Genomic DNA, 14,950 nt, shown 5'->3' with positions numbered 1-14,950 from the left:
AGTCGAGAGCGAAACGATAGCTGCTTCGGCAGGGAGAAGCCTATCAGAAAACTCAGGTCCGCCCTCGGGACCTGGCCCGAGGGCGTCTTTCAGCGTGCGAGACGCTAACGTCTTACGGTGGCAGCTGACTGACGTCATGCTTCGTCGAGATACACCGTGCGGCCGGCGACGAGCGTTCGGGTAACTTTACCTTGCATGCGGGCGCCTTCGAAACTCGTGTTGCGCGAGCGCGAGCGGAAATTCTTCTCGGTGACCTGCCAGGGGTAATCGAGGTCGACAAGGATGATATCGGCAGGGGCGCCCCTGGCAATGCGGCCGGTTTCGAGACCCAGAATTTGCGCCGGGCGGATGGTCATGGCCCGAAGCATAGTGGTGAGGTCAATGTCTCCTGAGTGGACAAGCCGCAGCGCTGCCGCCAATAGCGTTTCCAAGCCGACGGCTCCATTGGAAGCTTCGGCGAAAGGCTGACGCTTGACCTCGGAATCCTGCGGATCGTGATCGGAGTGGATGGTGTCGATAATCCCGGACCGCAATGCTTCAAGCATGGCCTGACGATCATCTTCCGTCCGCAGCGGCGGGTTCAGCTTGAAGAAGGTCCGGTAGCGGCCGACGTCGTTCTCGTTGAGGCAGAGGTTGTTTATCGAGATACCAGCGCTCACCGAGGCGTTTCGCTTCCGGGCGGTCTCGATCAGCGCGGCGGAGCCAGCCGTCGATATCTGCGCGGCGTGGTAGCGCACCCTCGTCAGGGCGGCCAGCTGGAGGTCGCGCGCAAGGGGGATGGTTTCAGCTTCGCGCGGAATGCCCTTGAGACCCAGGACGGTTGCGAACAGTCCGTCGTTCATCACGCCATCGCCAATCAGACCTGCATCGGCGGCGTGGTGCACAAAGGGCATGTCGAAATTGGCGGCATAGCCCATGGCGCTGCGGAGCAGCGACGATGACTGTATGGACTGGGCACCATCGGTGAGGCAGATGGCACCGGCTTCCTTGAGGAGACCGAATTCGGTGATCTCCTTGCCCTGAAGACCTTTGGTGATCGCTGCGGCAGGCAGGATGCGGGCCGGCGACTGGGCCTCAGCGCGACGCACGAGGAAGTCCACCAAGGCGCCATCGTCCACGGTCGGCGTGGTGTCGGGCATCATGACGAAGCTGGTGACGCCACCGGCGACCGCGGCGGCCCCGGCAGAGGCCAGCGTTTCACGGTATTCCTTGCCTGGTTCACCGACGAAGACGCGCATGTCGATGAGACCGGGCGCGAGCACTTGTCCGCCGGCATTGACGACTTCGGCATGTTCGGGAACACCTGCCGGCCCGTGGAGTGCCAAATCGCTGATCCGTCCGTCTTCGATGAGTACGGCGCCGAGCTGATCGGTATTGGACGCCGGATCGATGATGCGTGCGTTGTCGATGATGAGAGGGTGGGTCATTGGTCGTTCCTCGGCGGCAGCAGCGCATCGAGCACGGCCATGCGAACTGCCACACCCATTTCCACCTGATCGGTGATCACGGAACGCTCGCCGTCGGCGATGGCGGGATCGATCTCGACGCCACGGTTCATTGGGCCGGGATGCATGACGATGGCGTCGGGCTTGGCAAAGGACAGTTTATGCTCGTCGAGGCCATAGAAGCGGTAATATTCACGCACGGACGGGATCATCTTGCCGTTGGCTCGTTCGTGCTGAAGACGCAGCATCATCACCACGTCCGCGCCCTTGAGGCCTTCTTCCATGTCGGTGAAAACTTCGGTCGCGAGGTTTTCGATGCCAGCGGGCAGGAGCGTGCGCGGGGCGATGACACGCGTGCGGACGTTGAGCGCTCCCAGCAGCAGCAGGTTGGAGCGGGCAACGCGCGAATTGGCGATGTCGCCGCAAATGGCGACGGTGAGTCCTGCAAGCGTACCCTTGTGGTTGCGGATGGTCAGCGCGTCCAGCAAAGCCTGCGTGGGATGCTCGTGGGCGCCGTCGCCCGCATTGATGACCGAGCAGCCGACCTTCTGGCTGAGCAATTCGACTGCCCCTGCGGCGGAGTGGCGGACCACAAGCACGTCCGGCCGCATCGCGTTGAGGGTCGCCGCCGTATCGACCAGGGTTTCACCCTTGGAGACCGAGGAGGTCTTGACCGACATGTTGACCACCAAGGCACCGAGGCGCTTGCCGGCAATCTCGAACGAGGACTGGGTGCGGGTGGAAGGCTCGAAGAAGAGATTGATTTGCGTCTTTCCCGACAGGGTCGGGAGCGATTTGCGCTCTTGCCGCGATATCTCGATCATACGTTCGGCGCGGTCGAGAAGATCGACGATTTCATGCTGTTTGAGATCAGCAATGGAAATAAGATGGCGCTGCTGGAACGGGGGGAAGTCGCCGGACGACCGGGCGGAGCTCAATTGCGGCATGTCGCATCCCTTGCGATTTGCTGCGGTCTAGCCGAGGGGGCAGGGTGGGGCAACCCCAACCGGCCGGTTTCGCAAAATTATCCTCGCGTGGAGCGTCATAGCGCCAAAGGATCAGGTGCGCATGCCCAGAAGCGCATGCGACCTAGCGGTTGCGCAGGCGGTCGAGAGCTCCCTGGAGGATGTAGCTGGCCGCCAGCTTGTCCACGACTTCGGCCCGTCGGTCGCGCCGAAGGTCGGCTTCGATCATCATCCGGGTAACCGCAGATGTGGATAGGCGCTCGTCCCAGAAGGCGATGGGCAGGTTTACTTTTGGCGCCAGGTTGCGGGCGAAGGCGCGAGTAGACTGCACGCGCGGACCCTCTGTGCCGTCCATGTTCAGCGGCAGTCCGAGCAGGATGGCGACGACCTGATTCTGTACCACCAGCTCCATGATGCGCTCGGCGTCCTGGGTGAACTTTGAGCGCTTGATCGTTTCGAGCGGCGTGGCCGAGTAGCGCATGCCGTCGGAAATCGCCACGCCGATAGTCTTCGTACCGAGGTCGAGACCAAGAATTTTTCCAGAACTTGGGATGATGGAGAGAGGATCGTTTTCCACCGACAGATTTTACCTTGGTTTAGAACAAAAGAGCAACAACAGCGTCTCTCTGAAGTCGGCTGTAAACGCCGATTTGTCGAAGCGGGAGAGCGCGCTATGCGGCAATGCCTTGATCGGAATGTAAGTACCAAACACAGGTCGGCGAGCAGACGGTCGTCAGTATGCTGCGATCCGAGTTTGTGTAGTAGGCCCTGCCTTGTTTTCTGTATAGCCAGATTTGGACGTCGAGCGATGTCATGTCTGTGCCCCATTTGGCATTGGACTTCGGTATTGCTCGCAGGAGCGGTTAAGCTGATGTTGCAGACTGCCGGCATTGGTAGCTCGGTCCCAAGAATTTCATTTGTTGCACCCTTGGCCGCACGCACTGTGAAGGTTGTATGGGCAGACAACAGCTCGAGCGAGATAGACCTCACACCGCTTCTTGCGAACCATCGCTCTTACGTTTCGCTGAGGTCTGATGATGCACTGTTTCGTACCGCGCGGATAACACGCGATGGCGGATCGATTGAGTGGAGTGATGGATGCCGCGTTGCAGCGTCCGCAATGCTGAAGCTTCCGCAGACCTACATGGACGCTACCGAGCTTCGGGCCATCATGGACTAGCTGAGGTTGAGCGTGGAAGGATTAAGCGCGCTGTTGGGTCTCTCCAGGCGTGTCTTGGCTGACTATCGATCGGGCATGCCGATTCCCAAGACCCTTGCTTTGGCCATGCGGTACCTGCAGGAGAGGGGGAGCATTTAGGATCGTTAGGCGACAGCAACGATGAAACTCACCTGGTTTGGCGATACCGCGTTGCGCGTGCATCTGGGGGGGCAGGTGGTGGTGCTGGATGCGCATGCCGCAGGTGTGGGAGTAGACCGGGGCGAACTGACCGCGGGAGCGGATCGCGTGATCGAGCTTTCGGGGAGGCAAGCGCTTGCCGAGGGGCTGACCTGGAGGCCACGGGTGGCACAGCGATTGCTCGAGGCCGGCAACACGACGCGCGCGGTGGATGTCTGGTCGCTCGGGGAGGGTGCCTTGCTGCTCGATCCTGACGAAGACATGCCGCTTCTGGTGCTAGGCGGCGCCGTGCCGAAGCTTGGCCGCTGGGTCGAGCGCGCCGTGGTTGTCCTGGTCGGGGCGGACATTGCCGGACGGGCACTGACGCTGGTAGGCCGGTCGGCACCCCGATTGATGGCATTGGCCGGAAGTGAGTCAGACGTCGATGCGGCCTTCGAGGTTTTGCGCGATCGTCTGGATGGCACGGGGCTTGTGGCTCTGGAGCCAGGTTTGGCCGTAGAAGTCTGATCCGGCGCATAAGGCATTTTCATTGTCTTTTTGGCGCGGGCATTGCTAAGAACGCGCCAATACGCCTTTTCTGCCGGAGTTTTCGCATGTCTGTCGACGCCGCCACCACCAAGCGCATCGGGCGCCTCGCGCGCATCCGGATCGAAGAGGACGAGGTTGCCGGGTACCAGAGTGAGCTCAACGCGATTCTGGGTTTCGTCGAGCAGCTTGCCGAGGTGAATGTCGATGGCGTCGAAGCCATGACGTCCGTTACTCCGATGAGCTTGCGCAGGCGGGATGATGTTGTGACGGACGGCAATTATGCCGAGAGTATCGTCAAGAACGCACCGCTTACTGAAGACAATTTCTTCATGGTGCCGAAGGTCGTCGAATAAATGTCCATCGCGATAGTCGTCGAGACGCCGCTGCAGGACGATGTTCGGGGTCTCGTCTCGCGGCTGAATGATCATCTGCTACCGCTGTCGCCGGTCGAATTCCAGTTCAAGATGACCGTCGAACAGATGGCGGACAGCGACACGACGCTGTTCGTGGCGCGCAATGAGACGGGCAGGGCCGTCGGGATGGGTGCGCTCAAGATGCATGGCCCGCAGCTCGGCGAGGTCAAGCGCATGTACACGGTGCCGGAAGTGCGCGGGCAGCGCGTGGGACGGCAGTTGCTCGACCGGATCGTCGATCTCGCCCGCCAGCGCAATGTGCCCGTGATCATGCTCGAAACCGGTACGGGCGAGGGCATGGCAGAAGCACACCGTCTCTATTCGCGTTACGGATTTGTGACGCGGGGGCCGTTTCTCGATTATCCGGACAGCGAATGGTCGGCGTTTTTCGAGATGCGCCTCGATGCGGAGAAGGCAGCGTGAGGCTCATGATCGGCACGGCGCTGGTGCTTTTTGCAACGGGCGCTGCTGCGGCCAGCGACTACTATGACGCGGCTTACGTGTCCAAAGAGACGGTCTGTGAACGAGCCGGCGAAAAGCCGTTGGTCGATATTCTGTTCGAAGAAGATGCCTGGCTGGTGCTGCCGAGACAGACGATCATGGCGGCCGAGATCGGCTGCCGCTTGAACAATGTGCAGGAAATCGACAGCGCTTTCGGCGATGTGCCCGAAATCCTGGCTACGGCGCGGTGCCATGGGTTCGAGATCGATTTTCTCGACCAAATCGTGATCGAGGCGGACAGCTTTGGCATTAACCAGTCGTTTGGCGACGACGGTGTCGAACACCAGATCGGCGAGAAGGTGGAGGTGCTCTCTATGCGCGCCGATACCGGACCGGAGGACTACGAAAACTACGCGGGCGTCTACACCCGTTGCGACGCCCTGACCGAGGAAGCGCTGACGTGGGGCGAGTAAGCGCGGTCTTCGCGTTTGCCGTTGTTCTGATCGGGACGGTTCCCGCTCAGGCCCAGGAAGATCTGCGGATCGACCAGAGCAAGATCCACGTCACCGACCCGGCGGCATGCACTTTGATCGAGACAAAGGGCATCGAAGCCTTCATGGGCGGCGATTTCCTGGCGCTGAATTTTGCCAAGGGCATCCAGTCCATGGAATTCCAGTGCAACTTTTTCGACGTGAAGGGCCGCGAGGGGTCCTCGCATCTGTTTGTCAGTGCGGTCTGTGAGTTGCCCGGCGAGATCTATCCTGACACTCTGTCGATAAGTCCATATTCGGAGACCGAAATCATGGTTGTGTCGTCTTTCGACGCGGCCATGGTTGCTGCTGGCCTCTATGAACCATCCGGCGATGTTGCGATGCCGGGCGGAAGCCTCTACACACGCTGCGACAATCTTAGCGAGATTACCGTTGACTGACCTGACCAAGCTGAGCCTCGCCGATGCCCGCAAGGGCCTCAAGGACAAGAGCTTTACCGCACTTGAGCTGACCGATGCCTATATCGGCGCGATCGAGAAGGCCAATCCAAGCCTCAATGCCTATGTCGCCACGACGCCTGAACAGGCGCGCGACATGGCCAAGGCGAGCGATGAGAAGCTCGGCAAAGGGCAGGGTGGAACGCTGGAAGGCATCCCGCTGGGCATCAAGGACCTGTTCGCGACCAAGGGCGTACACACCCAGGCGGCCAGCCACATCCTCGACGGTTTCCAGCCCGAATACGAATCGACGGTGACTGCCAATCTCTGGCGGGATGGCGCGGTGATGCTGGGCAAGCTCAACATGGACGAATTCGCCATGGGCTCGTCCAACGAGACATCCTATTACGGTCCGGTGATCAGTCCGTTCCGCGCCGAGGGCAGCAATGCTAACCTGGTGCCGGGCGGCTCGTCGGGTGGATCGGCGGCGGCCGTGTCGGCCTGGCTCTGCGCCGCCGCGACAGCGACTGACACCGGCGGTTCCATCCGCCAGCCCGCAGCCTTCACCGGCACCGTCGGCATCAAGCCGACCTATGGTCGTTGTTCGCGCTGGGGCACGGTGGCCTTCGCCTCGTCTCTCGACCAGGCTGGTCCCATCGCGCGCACAGTGGAAGACGCGGCAATCATGATGACGTCGATGTCGGGCTTCGATGCCAAGGATTCGACCAGCGTCGACTTGCCGGTGCCCGATTTTGCCGCTGCGGTCGAGCGTGGTGTCAAAGGCCTCACCATCGGTGTTCCCAAGGAATACCGCATGGATGGCATGCCGGCAGAAATCGAGAAGCTGTGGGCCGAGGGGCTCAAGTGGCTCGTAGCCGAGGGCGCAACTGTCAAAGACATCTCTCTGCCGCACACCAAGTATGCGCTGCCGGCCTATTACATCGTGGCGCCAGCCGAAGCGTCATCGAACCTGGCGCGCTATGACGGTGTGAAATATGGCCTGCGCGTTTCGGGCAAGGACATCACTGACATGTACGAGCTGACCCGCGCCGCCGGTTTCGGCCGTGAGGTCAAGCGCCGGATCATGATCGGCACTTATGTGCTGTCAGCCGGCTATTTCGACGCGTACTACGTCAAGGCGCAAAAGGTGCGCACGCTGATCAAGAAGGACTTCGAAGACGCCTTCAATGCGGGCGTTGATGCGATCCTGACCCCGGCAACGCCGTCGGCTGCATTCGGTATCGGCGACGAGGCCCTGGCGGCCGATCCGGTGGCGATGTACCTCAACGACGTCTTCACCGTGACCGTCAACATGGCCGGTCTGCCGGGCATTGCCGTGCCGGCCGGCAAGGACACGCAGGGATTGCCCCTGGGTCTCCAGCTGATCGGCAAGCCATTTGACGAAGAGACGCTGTTCGCGGCCGCGCGTGTCATCGAAAAGAGCGCCGGCGGCGGCTTTGCCCCCAAGCAGTGGTGGTAACGCGTAACCTGTTACGCAAGCGGTGGCGCTTGATTGCGCCGCCGTTCCGCACTATTTGCGGCCCATGCACAAGTTGAAACTGGTGGAGACGCGCCCCGCTGCAGCGTCCGGGCCAACAGGAAATCTGCCAATGGCCTTTGATATCTTTACTTCGCTCGACTGGTCCGAGCCCCCCAAAGACATGAGCAAGCCCCTGCAGGCGCTGTGGTGGCTCAAGAAGGGCGAGTTGCGCGTGGGCCCCGAGTGGGAGAAAGCGCACAACATCGTTCAGGCGATGGAGGGCGTGCAGGCATTCGACTGGGTCCACGCCCTGATGCACTGGATCGAGGCAGACATGGGCAATGCCGACTACTGGTATCGTCGCGCCGGAAAGCGCCGTGCGACGGCAAGTGTCTCCCAGGAGTGGGAACATATCGCCGCGGCGTTGAGCGACGTCACCAAGCATTGAGTCCAGGAAGCGGGATAGCGCGATGACCCTCGAACAACGCATCGAGCATCTGGAACGACTGGTCGCAGCGCAAGGCGAAGTGATCGAGACGCTGACGACCACCGCGACCAACATGTACAACGTGCTGGTTGAATTGCAGACAACGAACGAGCGCCAGATCGTCGTCAACGAAACGACGCAGGCTTTCGTGGGCCAACTCTCGGCAGACCGGAGCTTTCAGGGCCTGATGTTCTACTGGCTGCTGCATTTCATGCAGGAGATCGATCACGTCGTGCCGGCGGGCACAGTGGATCTGATGCTCAACACGGTCGAGGAGAGCCTCGATCCGTCTGATGCAACATTTTACGACATGTGGAACGACCTGCGCGGCACGTCGTCCTTGTGACGATCCAGGCTGCCTCAGCATTGCCAGGTGAGAATGCGGGGCACGCCATCCTAGTTCGACGGGGCTGGGCGGCGTCGGAGCGCGGTCGATCCGGCGACGACATTGCGCGCAGCAATCCTTGGCCGGAAGTGCGCGCCAGCGGTTACTGACTGCGTCAACATTGCCGCGCCCAATCCAATGTACCAAAGGGTCTGGGGCCACACCGCCAGGCGTTCCATCGTCCCGCGGCCGAAGGGTTGGCCGCCCAGAGCGTGGCCGAGGCCGGCCAGCAGAACTATTACACCCACCATCAGTGTCCAGCGCGCGAGCGACGGGGCGTGATCCCAGAGCGAGCGGGCAAGGAGAAGGAATGCCACGCCAGGCCCGGCGATGGCCGTGACGGCGCCGACAATATGGAGCAGCATGTGGTCATCGACCGGAAAAGCGCCGACCATCATCGCCCCAATGCCTCCCAGGCCGAGGAGCAGGAGGCCCCAGGAGGCGAACAAATCCGTTGGCCAGAGGTTCCGCGTCAGCCAGACACCCAAGATGATGAGCGCTCCCTGCAGGACGATACCGACATTGAACACGTGATGTAGCGGCGAGCATACGAGGTCGGAATTGCCCGAGGTCGCAACCTCGAAAACACCACAGCTGGATATGCCTAAAAGGCTGATGTCATAGAGAAAGAGATCGTGGCCCGGCGCAGCCAGATGGGCGATCAACTGAGCGGCGAAGAATTCGGCGCTCAAAAGCCAGCAAATCGCGCCCCATCGTTCCTGGCTCGTCATCGGCTCCTCCGTAGAGGGAAAATGACCAACCTGCCGATGCGTTCCGATTGCGACGCATGGCCGGGTTGAAATCGCGCCGCCCCCAGTGCAAACCAGCACCATTCAACCAGAGAGGACAGGCCGTGACCGCTGCCAAGCTGCCCGCAGAATGCCAGACCAAGGACGACGTTCGTGCCGAGATCGACCGTATCGATCAGGCCCTGCTCAATCTGTTTGCGGAACGCCATGGTTACGTGACGCGCATGGCGGAAATAAAGACCGACCCGCACGAGGCCTACGATCCAACCCGGATCGAAGCCATCATCGCGAAAGTCCGCTCGCGCAGTTTGGACCTTGATCTCGACGAAGATCAGGCCGAACTTATGTGGCGGACCCTGATCAACTGGAACGTCAACTACGAGAAGGGCATCATCGCGGCGCGCAAACGCGCCAAGTAGGAGGCGACTATGCCGGGCATTCGGATACGCAAAGCGGAAATCACCGATGCCCCTCGTCTTGCCGATATCGCTTACCGGGCCTGGGAAAAAGGCATCCTGCCGATCCTGGCCGACCGGCCGGGCATGCGCGAGGCGGAACGCCGAAGGTTGTCACATGCCGTTGGCCATGGATGGCGAAGCACCATTGTGGCCGATGTGGATGGTGTTGTCGTCGGCTGGTGTTCGCGCGCGCCGGGGCGGAGCTACATACCGTACCTCTTCGTCGTACCTGAGCTGCAGGGGCACGGCATCGGTTCGGCCCTGCTTGATAGAATGGAAACCCTGCTCGAACTTCATGGGGCCGAACGTGTGCACCTCGAAACTCCAGCTGACCATGTGCGCGCAGTTAGGTTTTACGAGCGGCAGGGCTATCGAATCCTGGCCCTGCGACCCGACGGACGCGACGGACACGATCCATTTGTGAGCGTGCACCTGGAGAAGCGGCTCAAGCCCTATGACGGTGACATCGGCGAGGAGTGAGGCAGCGCCGAAGCTGTTGCAACACCCTGGCAAGACCGGTAAGCAGAAGGCCAGATTTGCCTTGTCTTTCAGGACTGCCCCGTGACCCTCGTTGATACCCGCACCCCCGACAAGAAACGCCTGATTTCCGGCTCGACCGGCGACTGGGAAGTGATCATCGGCATGGAAGTGCACGCGCAGGTGACCAGCGAGAGCAAGTTGTTCTCCGGATCGTCGACGGCCTTCGGCAACCCGCCCAATGCGAATGTGAGCTTCGTTGATGCGGCCATGCCGGGCATGCTGCCTACGATCAACGAAGAATGCGTGCGCCAGGCAGTGCGGACCGGGCTGGGGCTCAAGGCGCAGATCAACAAGCGCTCGGTCTTCGACCGCAAGAACTACTTCTATCCGGACCTGCCGCAGGGCTACCAGATCAGCCAGTTCAAGGATCCCATCGTTGGCGAGGGCAAGGTGCTGCTCGACGTCGACGGTGAGCGGATCGAGATCGGCATCGAGCGCCTCCATCTGGAACAGGATGCCGGCAAGTCGATCCATGACCAGCACCCCAACATGAGCTTTGTCGATCTCAACAGGTCCGGTGTCGCCCTGATGGAAATCGTGTCCAAGCCCGACCTTCGGTCTTCGGAAGAAGCAAAGTCATATCTCGCTAAGCTGCGCACGATCCTGCGCTATCTGGGGACCTGCGACGGAAACATGGAGCAGGGCTCCATGCGCGCCGACGTCAACGTCTCGGTGCGCCGCCCGGGTGGCGAGTTCGGCACGCGCTGCGAGATCAAGAACGTCAATTCGATCCGCTTCGCCGGCCAGGCCATTGAATACGAGGCACGCCGGCAGATCGACATTCTGGAAGATGGCGGCTCCATCGACCAGGAGACCCGCCTCTACGATCCGAAGACAGGTGAGACGCGGTCGATGCGATCAAAGGAAGAAGCGCACGACTATCGCTATTTCCCCGATCCCGACCTGCTACCCCTCGAATTTGACGACGCTTTCGTCGCTGCGATGGCGGAAGGTTTGCCGGAACTGCCGGATGAAAAGCAGGCACGCTTTATCGCGGACTACGGCGTGACAGCATATGACGCGATGGTGCTGACTCTGGACAGGGAAACAGCAGATTACTACGAGGCGTGCGTCGCCCATGGTGGCACCAAGCGTGACGGCAAGGCAGTCGCCAATATTCTCAACGGCGACGTAGCGGCGTTTGCCAATAGCCAGGGTCTGGCTGTTTGGGAAACCCATCTGCGGCCCGCGCAGATCTCCGGGCTCGTCGACTTGATCGCCGGTGGCACGATTTCGTCCAAGGGCGGCAAGGACGTCCTGCAGATCCTGATCTCGGAAGAGCCTGAAGCCGATCCGGCGGAGGTCGTCGAGCGTCGGGGGCTCAAGCAGGTGACCGATCTCGGAGCGATCGAAAAGATCGTGGATGACATCATCGCGGCCAACCCGGACCAGGTCGAGAAGGTGAAGGCCAAGCCCACGATGATCGGATGGTTTGTCGGTCAGGCCATGAAGGCTTCCGGTGGCAAGGCCAATCCGCAGGCCCTCAACGATCTCATGAAGGCAAAGCTCGGCATCGAATAGGCTCAGGGCGCCTTATCGCGGCTCGGTTCGGACGGGAGATCCGGATCGAGTTCGTCGTGATCTATATCCTTGCGCAACGGCGTGCTGTGTGGGTTGTCCGTGTCCTCGGTCGGCAGGTGCGTCGGCATGGACGGCGCGTGATCAGGGACGATTTCACGATTTTCGGGACGGCGTTCCAGTGGATCGGGCATTTCAGATTTCCCTTGGGCGTGGTTCGTGTCCGGGCTCCGGCGGAATTTCCGGGGTCCGGGGCGGCAACGGTTCTTCAACCGGCTGATCGGGCGTTGGTGGCATTTCCTCGGGGGCCTGAGGAAAGGGCTCGATCGGCTGCGGCGGTTCGGGCTGGGGCTGCGGCACGATCTCAGGGATCGGGCGCGGATCGATATCAGGTGTCATCGGATCGGGCATTATGGGTCTCCTGCCCAACCAACGGGAGGAGACCCTGAGAGTTCCTGCCGATCAGACCGGCGCGCGGCGCCAGATCTGACGGATGCGGCCGTCAATGAACAGGAGGCCGAAGAAGATTACCAACATGCCGACGAGCTGGATCGGCAGGATGGCTTCCCCGAGAACGGTGACGCCGATGATGAGTGCCGAGATCGGCGCGATGAACGTCGTGGTCGCGAAGTTGGTGGCGCCGACCCGCGGTAGGATGCGATACATAATCTGGAACGTGAAGGCCGTGGACAACAGGCCAATGGCGAGGGCTGCGCCGAAGGTTTCAGGCCGGTTCATGTGCGGTACGCCTTCTGTAAAGAATGCGACCGGCATGGCGATGACGGCTGCTCCAGTCAGAGCGATCGACGCGAAGGCTGTCGGCTCCACATGCTTGAAACTGCGCGTGATGTTAAGCGTCAGCGCGTAGCAGCATGTGGCGCCCAGGCAGGCTGCCACGGCCCACAGTTGGGATGTGCCGCCTGAGGACAAGGCAGGGGAGACCAGTATTGCGGCGCCAATGAAACCGATGCCGACGCCGGTGAACTTCGTTCCCGACGCTTTCTCTCCCCCGATCCAGAAATGCGAGATGACGGCCGTGACCATAGGTGTCAGAGCGTTGATGATGGCGGCAATGCCACTGGCAAGATGCGCCTGGGCGAGTGGGAAGAGTGCGAACGGTATGGCATAGGCGACGACGCCCAGCCCGGCGAGTTGCAACCATAGAACCGGATCACGCGGAACGGGTTTGCGCAGCGCGAACATCACGCACCAGCAGCCCAGGGCGCCGATGCCAACGCGGAGTGATGTCACCCAAAGCGGACCCAGTTCGCGGATGAGGATCGCATTGAAGACGAATGAGCAGCCCCAGATGGCGCCCAGCAGAACGATCCAGAACCAGTCGCGCAGACTCATGAAACCACCCATCTGAAACGCGCGGCACGCTACGCCCGGCACGAACAAAGGTCGAACCGATTTTCACAATGGCATCATCAAAGTTCGTGATGGCGCTAATTCAGACCTCATTGTGCTGACGCGAGGTGAGCGCCAGTTGGCGGATCGGCTAAAGCCGTACCTCGCCCGAGGCCAACAGTCGCAAAGCGTCCGGGTAGATCCTGTGTTCTTCCACCAGCACACGTGCCGACAGGGTTTCCGGCGTATCGCCGGCAAGCACGGGGACGCGAGCTTGGAGAATGACAGGACCCTCATCGAGCCCCGGCGTCACGAAATGGACCGAACATCCATGCTCCGTGGCGCCATCGGCCAGGACGCGTTCGTGGGTGTCTAGACCCTTATAGGCGGGGAGCAGGGATGGATGGATGTTGATCATCCGGCCCATCCAGCGATTGACGAAATCTTCGCCGAGGATACGCATGAAGCCGGCGAGGCAAACGTAGTCGGTCTCCCAGCTTTCGAGCACCCGGGTCATGGTGTCCTCGAACATTTCGCGTGATGGAAACTTACTTTGGGCCAGCGATGCCGTGGCGATGCCGTTGGCAGCGGCTGTGTCCAGCCCCGCGGCCGCGGCCCTGTTGGACAGCACACCCGTGATTTCGGCCGGATAGTCAGGAGATTTTGCGGCTTCGATCAGGGCGGCCATATTGGAGCCGCGACCTGAGATCAGGACGGCGACGCGCTTGCGGCTCACAGCGCCAGCTTGCCCGTGAACGTCACCGGTTCGCCGGTGCGCTCGGTCAGCTTGCCGACCACGCTGGCAATCTCACCCGAGGAAGTCAGGCTTTCAACGAGCTTCTCTGCGTCTTCAGGGGCAACTGCGACAAGCATGCCCACACCGCAATTGAACGTGCGGAGCATTTCTCGCTCGCTCATACCGCCGACCTTGGAAAGCCAGCCGAAGACGGCCGGGACGGATACAGCTCCCAAATCGATGTCGGCTGCGAGTGCGTCCGGGAGGACGCGCGGGATGTTGTCGATAAAGCCACCACCGGTAATATGGGCGAGAGCCTTGATGCCGATGCCTGCCTTGAGAGCGGCCAGCAGAGGCTTGACGTATATGCGGGTGGGTTCAAGCAGGGCTTCGGCCAGGGACTTTCCTGCCGAAAACGGCGCTTCGGCATCCCAGGCCAGACCGGAAACTTCGACTATCTTGCGGACCAGCGAATAACCGTTTGAATGGACACCGGAAGAGGCGATGGCGACAAGTGTGTCTCCCGGCGCGATATCCTTGCGTGGCAGCAGAGCGCTGCGTTCGGCGGCGCCCACGGCGAAGCCGGCAAGATCGTAGTCGTTGCCGTGGTACATGCCCGGCATCTCGGCGGTTTCCCCACCGATCAAAGCGCAGCCGGCGAGACGGCAGCCATGAGCTATGCCTTCGACAATTGCAGTCCCCTGAGCTACGTCGAGCTTACCAGTGGCGAAATAGTCGAGGAAAAAGAGGGGCTCGGCACCCTGGACGACCAGATCGTTGACGCACATGGCCACGAGGTCCTGCCCGATCGTGTCGTGCTTGCCGGTATCGATTGCGATTTTGAGCTTCGTACCCACGCCGTCATTGGCCGCAACGAGGACTGGATCTACGAAGCCTGCGGCCTTGAGATCGAAAAGGCCGCCGAAGCCGCCGATCTCTCCATCGGCCCCGGGCCGGCGCGTCGAGCGCACCGCCGGCTTGATGGCCTCGACCAGGGCATTGCCCGCATCAATGTCAACGCCAGCCTGCTTGTACGACAGGCCGTTTGATGGCAGGTTTTGTGCGTCGCTCATGAGCCTCGTGCCATGCTGGGGATTGCGGGCGCAAATGGCTGCGCGCGAACCGGGTTGCTTGAATATTTCGGTGTTGGCCGTTAGAGGGCCTGATAGC

20 protein-coding genes are annotated in these 14,950 nt (G+C 61.2%); 11 read left to right on the top strand and 9 right to left on the bottom strand.

Annotation, left to right across the window (positions count from 1 at the left end; translation table 11 throughout):
* Positions 1-134 precede the first annotated feature (134 nt).
* The 3 genes from pyrC to ruvX form a co-directional block, all read right to left on the bottom strand.
* The gene (gene pyrC / locus CCK88_RS05385) at positions 135-1,427 is read right to left on the bottom strand and encodes a dihydroorotase (RefSeq protein WP_086469465.1); all 1,293 of its coding nucleotides are present in this window, start codon (positions 1,425-1,427) and stop codon (positions 135-137) included.
* Positions 1,424-2,392, bottom strand: coding sequence for an aspartate carbamoyltransferase catalytic subunit (locus tag CCK88_RS05380; RefSeq protein ID WP_086469464.1), 969 nt, complete (start codon positions 2,390-2,392; stop codon positions 1,424-1,426). Before CCK88_RS05380 ends, pyrC begins: the two co-directional genes overlap by 4 nt.
* Positions 2,393-2,534: 142 nt before the next feature.
* Positions 2,535-2,987, bottom strand: coding sequence for a Holliday junction resolvase RuvX (gene ruvX / locus CCK88_RS05375; RefSeq protein ID WP_244557433.1), 453 nt, complete (start codon positions 2,985-2,987; stop codon positions 2,535-2,537).
* A 762-nt stretch (positions 2,988-3,749) separates the two neighbouring features.
* On the opposite strand from ruvX, the gene CCK88_RS05365 reads away from it, so the two are divergent.
* The 8 genes from CCK88_RS05365 (at position 3,750) to CCK88_RS05330 (ending at position 8,390) form a co-directional block, all read left to right on the top strand.
* The gene (locus CCK88_RS05365; protein WP_086469461.1) at positions 3,750-4,274 is read left to right on the top strand and encodes a hypothetical protein; all 525 of its coding nucleotides are present in this window, start codon (positions 3,750-3,752) and stop codon (positions 4,272-4,274) included.
* Between the two features lie 86 nt (positions 4,275-4,360).
* A complete protein-coding gene (gene gatC / locus CCK88_RS05360) occupies positions 4,361-4,648 on the top strand; it encodes an Asp-tRNA(Asn)/Glu-tRNA(Gln) amidotransferase subunit GatC (RefSeq protein WP_086469460.1) in 288 nt (95 codons plus the stop codon).
* Entirely contained in the window at positions 4,649-5,131 is a 483-nt protein-coding gene (locus CCK88_RS05355; RefSeq protein ID WP_086469459.1) for a GNAT family N-acetyltransferase, read from the top strand. It begins immediately after the preceding gene.
* Entirely contained in the window at positions 5,128-5,622 is a 495-nt protein-coding gene (locus CCK88_RS05350) for a hypothetical protein (RefSeq protein WP_140048895.1), read from the top strand. Before CCK88_RS05355 ends, CCK88_RS05350 begins: the two co-directional genes overlap by 4 nt.
* Entirely contained in the window at positions 5,610-6,080 is a 471-nt protein-coding gene (locus CCK88_RS05345) for a hypothetical protein (RefSeq protein WP_086469457.1), read from the top strand. Before CCK88_RS05350 ends, CCK88_RS05345 begins: the two co-directional genes overlap by 13 nt.
* The gene (gene gatA / locus CCK88_RS05340; protein ID WP_086469456.1) at positions 6,073-7,557 is read left to right on the top strand and encodes an Asp-tRNA(Asn)/Glu-tRNA(Gln) amidotransferase subunit GatA; all 1,485 of its coding nucleotides are present in this window, start codon (positions 6,073-6,075) and stop codon (positions 7,555-7,557) included. Before CCK88_RS05345 ends, gatA begins: the two co-directional genes overlap by 8 nt.
* A 130-nt stretch (positions 7,558-7,687) precedes the next feature.
* Complete coding sequence (locus CCK88_RS05335; protein ID WP_086469455.1) at positions 7,688-8,005, top strand: hypothetical protein; 318 nt, start codon at positions 7,688-7,690, stop codon at positions 8,003-8,005.
* A 22-nt stretch (positions 8,006-8,027) separates the two neighbouring features.
* Positions 8,028-8,390 carry a hypothetical protein gene (locus CCK88_RS05330; RefSeq protein ID WP_086469454.1) on the top strand — a complete coding sequence of 121 codons (363 nt, stop codon included), beginning with the start codon at positions 8,028-8,030 and terminating at the stop codon, positions 8,388-8,390.
* Positions 8,391-8,440: 50 nt separating this feature from the next.
* Here CCK88_RS05330 and CCK88_RS05325 read toward each other — a convergent pair whose 3' ends face one another.
* Positions 8,441-9,160 (bottom strand): DUF998 domain-containing protein, encoded by a 720-nt coding sequence (locus CCK88_RS05325; RefSeq protein ID WP_170926360.1) that lies wholly within the window; start codon positions 9,158-9,160, stop codon positions 8,441-8,443.
* A gap of 122 nt (positions 9,161-9,282) precedes the next feature.
* Here CCK88_RS05325 and CCK88_RS05320 point away from each other — a divergent pair, with 122 nt between their 5' ends.
* From CCK88_RS05320 to gatB, 3 genes are all read left to right on the top strand, one after another.
* The gene (locus CCK88_RS05320; RefSeq protein ID WP_086469452.1) at positions 9,283-9,597 is read left to right on the top strand and encodes a chorismate mutase; all 315 of its coding nucleotides are present in this window, start codon (positions 9,283-9,285) and stop codon (positions 9,595-9,597) included.
* Positions 9,598-9,606: 9 nt separating this feature from the next.
* Entirely contained in the window at positions 9,607-10,116 is a 510-nt protein-coding gene (locus CCK88_RS05315) for a GNAT family N-acetyltransferase (RefSeq protein WP_086469451.1), read from the top strand.
* A gap of 81 nt (positions 10,117-10,197) precedes the next feature.
* Positions 10,198-11,697, top strand: coding sequence for an Asp-tRNA(Asn)/Glu-tRNA(Gln) amidotransferase subunit GatB (gatB, locus tag CCK88_RS05310; protein ID WP_086469450.1), 1,500 nt, complete (start codon positions 10,198-10,200; stop codon positions 11,695-11,697).
* Between the two features lie 2 nt (positions 11,698-11,699).
* On the opposite strand, the gene CCK88_RS05305 is transcribed toward gatB, so the two are convergent.
* The 5 genes from CCK88_RS05305 to purM all read right to left on the bottom strand — a co-directional run bounded on the left by CCK88_RS05305 (position 11,700) and on the right by purM (position 14,853).
* On the bottom strand, positions 11,700-11,888 hold the full coding sequence (locus CCK88_RS05305) for a hypothetical protein (protein WP_086469449.1): 189 nt from the start codon (positions 11,886-11,888) through the stop codon (positions 11,700-11,702).
* 1 nt (position 11,889) lies between these two features.
* Positions 11,890-12,105: a hypothetical protein gene (locus tag CCK88_RS18205; RefSeq protein WP_140048894.1), complete on the bottom strand. Its 216-nt coding sequence runs from the start codon at positions 12,103-12,105 to the stop codon at positions 11,890-11,892.
* Between the two features lie 51 nt (positions 12,106-12,156).
* Positions 12,157-13,047: a DMT family transporter gene (locus CCK88_RS05300; RefSeq protein WP_086470825.1), complete on the bottom strand. Its 891-nt coding sequence runs from the start codon at positions 13,045-13,047 to the stop codon at positions 12,157-12,159.
* A 148-nt stretch (positions 13,048-13,195) separates the two neighbouring features.
* On the bottom strand, positions 13,196-13,780 hold the full coding sequence (purN, locus tag CCK88_RS05295) for a phosphoribosylglycinamide formyltransferase (protein WP_086469448.1): 585 nt from the start codon (positions 13,778-13,780) through the stop codon (positions 13,196-13,198).
* Complete coding sequence (gene purM, locus CCK88_RS05290; RefSeq protein ID WP_086469447.1) at positions 13,777-14,853, bottom strand: phosphoribosylformylglycinamidine cyclo-ligase; 1,077 nt, start codon at positions 14,851-14,853, stop codon at positions 13,777-13,779. Before purM ends, purN begins: the two co-directional genes overlap by 4 nt.
* Positions 14,854-14,950 lie beyond the last annotated feature (97 nt).

The sequence above is a fragment of the Devosia lucknowensis genome, assembly GCF_900177655.1.
Taxonomy (GTDB): domain Bacteria; phylum Pseudomonadota; class Alphaproteobacteria; order Rhizobiales; family Devosiaceae; genus Devosia; species Devosia lucknowensis.
The sequence above is the reverse complement of the archived record's forward strand: the minus strand, read 5'-3'. Positions and strand labels throughout refer to the sequence as shown.

Coding starts and splice junctions, on each gene's coding strand:
- CCK88_RS05330 (WP_086469454.1), top strand. CDS start 8,028: ATGACCCTCGAACAACGCATCGAGCATCTGGAACGACTGGTCGCAGCG.
- CCK88_RS05355 (WP_086469459.1), top strand. CDS start 4,649: ATGTCCATCGCGATAGTCGTCGAGACGCCGCTGCAGGACGATGTTCGG.
- CCK88_RS05300 (WP_086470825.1), bottom strand. CDS start 13,047: ATGAGTCTGCGCGACTGGTTCTGGATCGTTCTGCTGGGCGCCATCTGG.
- CCK88_RS05315 (WP_086469451.1), top strand. CDS start 9,607: ATGCCGGGCATTCGGATACGCAAAGCGGAAATCACCGATGCCCCTCGT.
- pyrC (WP_086469465.1), bottom strand. CDS start 1,427: ATGACCCACCCTCTCATCATCGACAACGCACGCATCATCGATCCGGCG.
- CCK88_RS05365 (WP_086469461.1), top strand. CDS start 3,750: ATGAAACTCACCTGGTTTGGCGATACCGCGTTGCGCGTGCATCTGGGG.
- CCK88_RS05380 (WP_086469464.1), bottom strand. CDS start 2,392: ATGCCGCAATTGAGCTCCGCCCGGTCGTCCGGCGACTTCCCCCCGTTC.
- CCK88_RS05305 (WP_086469449.1), bottom strand. CDS start 11,888: ATGCCCGATCCACTGGAACGCCGTCCCGAAAATCGTGAAATCGTCCCT.
- gatC (WP_086469460.1), top strand. CDS start 4,361: ATGTCTGTCGACGCCGCCACCACCAAGCGCATCGGGCGCCTCGCGCGC.
- CCK88_RS05325 (WP_170926360.1), bottom strand. CDS start 9,160: ATGACGAGCCAGGAACGATGGGGCGCGATTTGCTGGCTTTTGAGCGCC.
- CCK88_RS05335 (WP_086469455.1), top strand. CDS start 7,688: ATGGCCTTTGATATCTTTACTTCGCTCGACTGGTCCGAGCCCCCCAAA.
- CCK88_RS18205 (WP_140048894.1), bottom strand. CDS start 12,105: ATGCCCGATCCGATGACACCTGATATCGATCCGCGCCCGATCCCTGAG.
- purM (WP_086469447.1), bottom strand. CDS start 14,853: ATGAGCGACGCACAAAACCTGCCATCAAACGGCCTGTCGTACAAGCAG.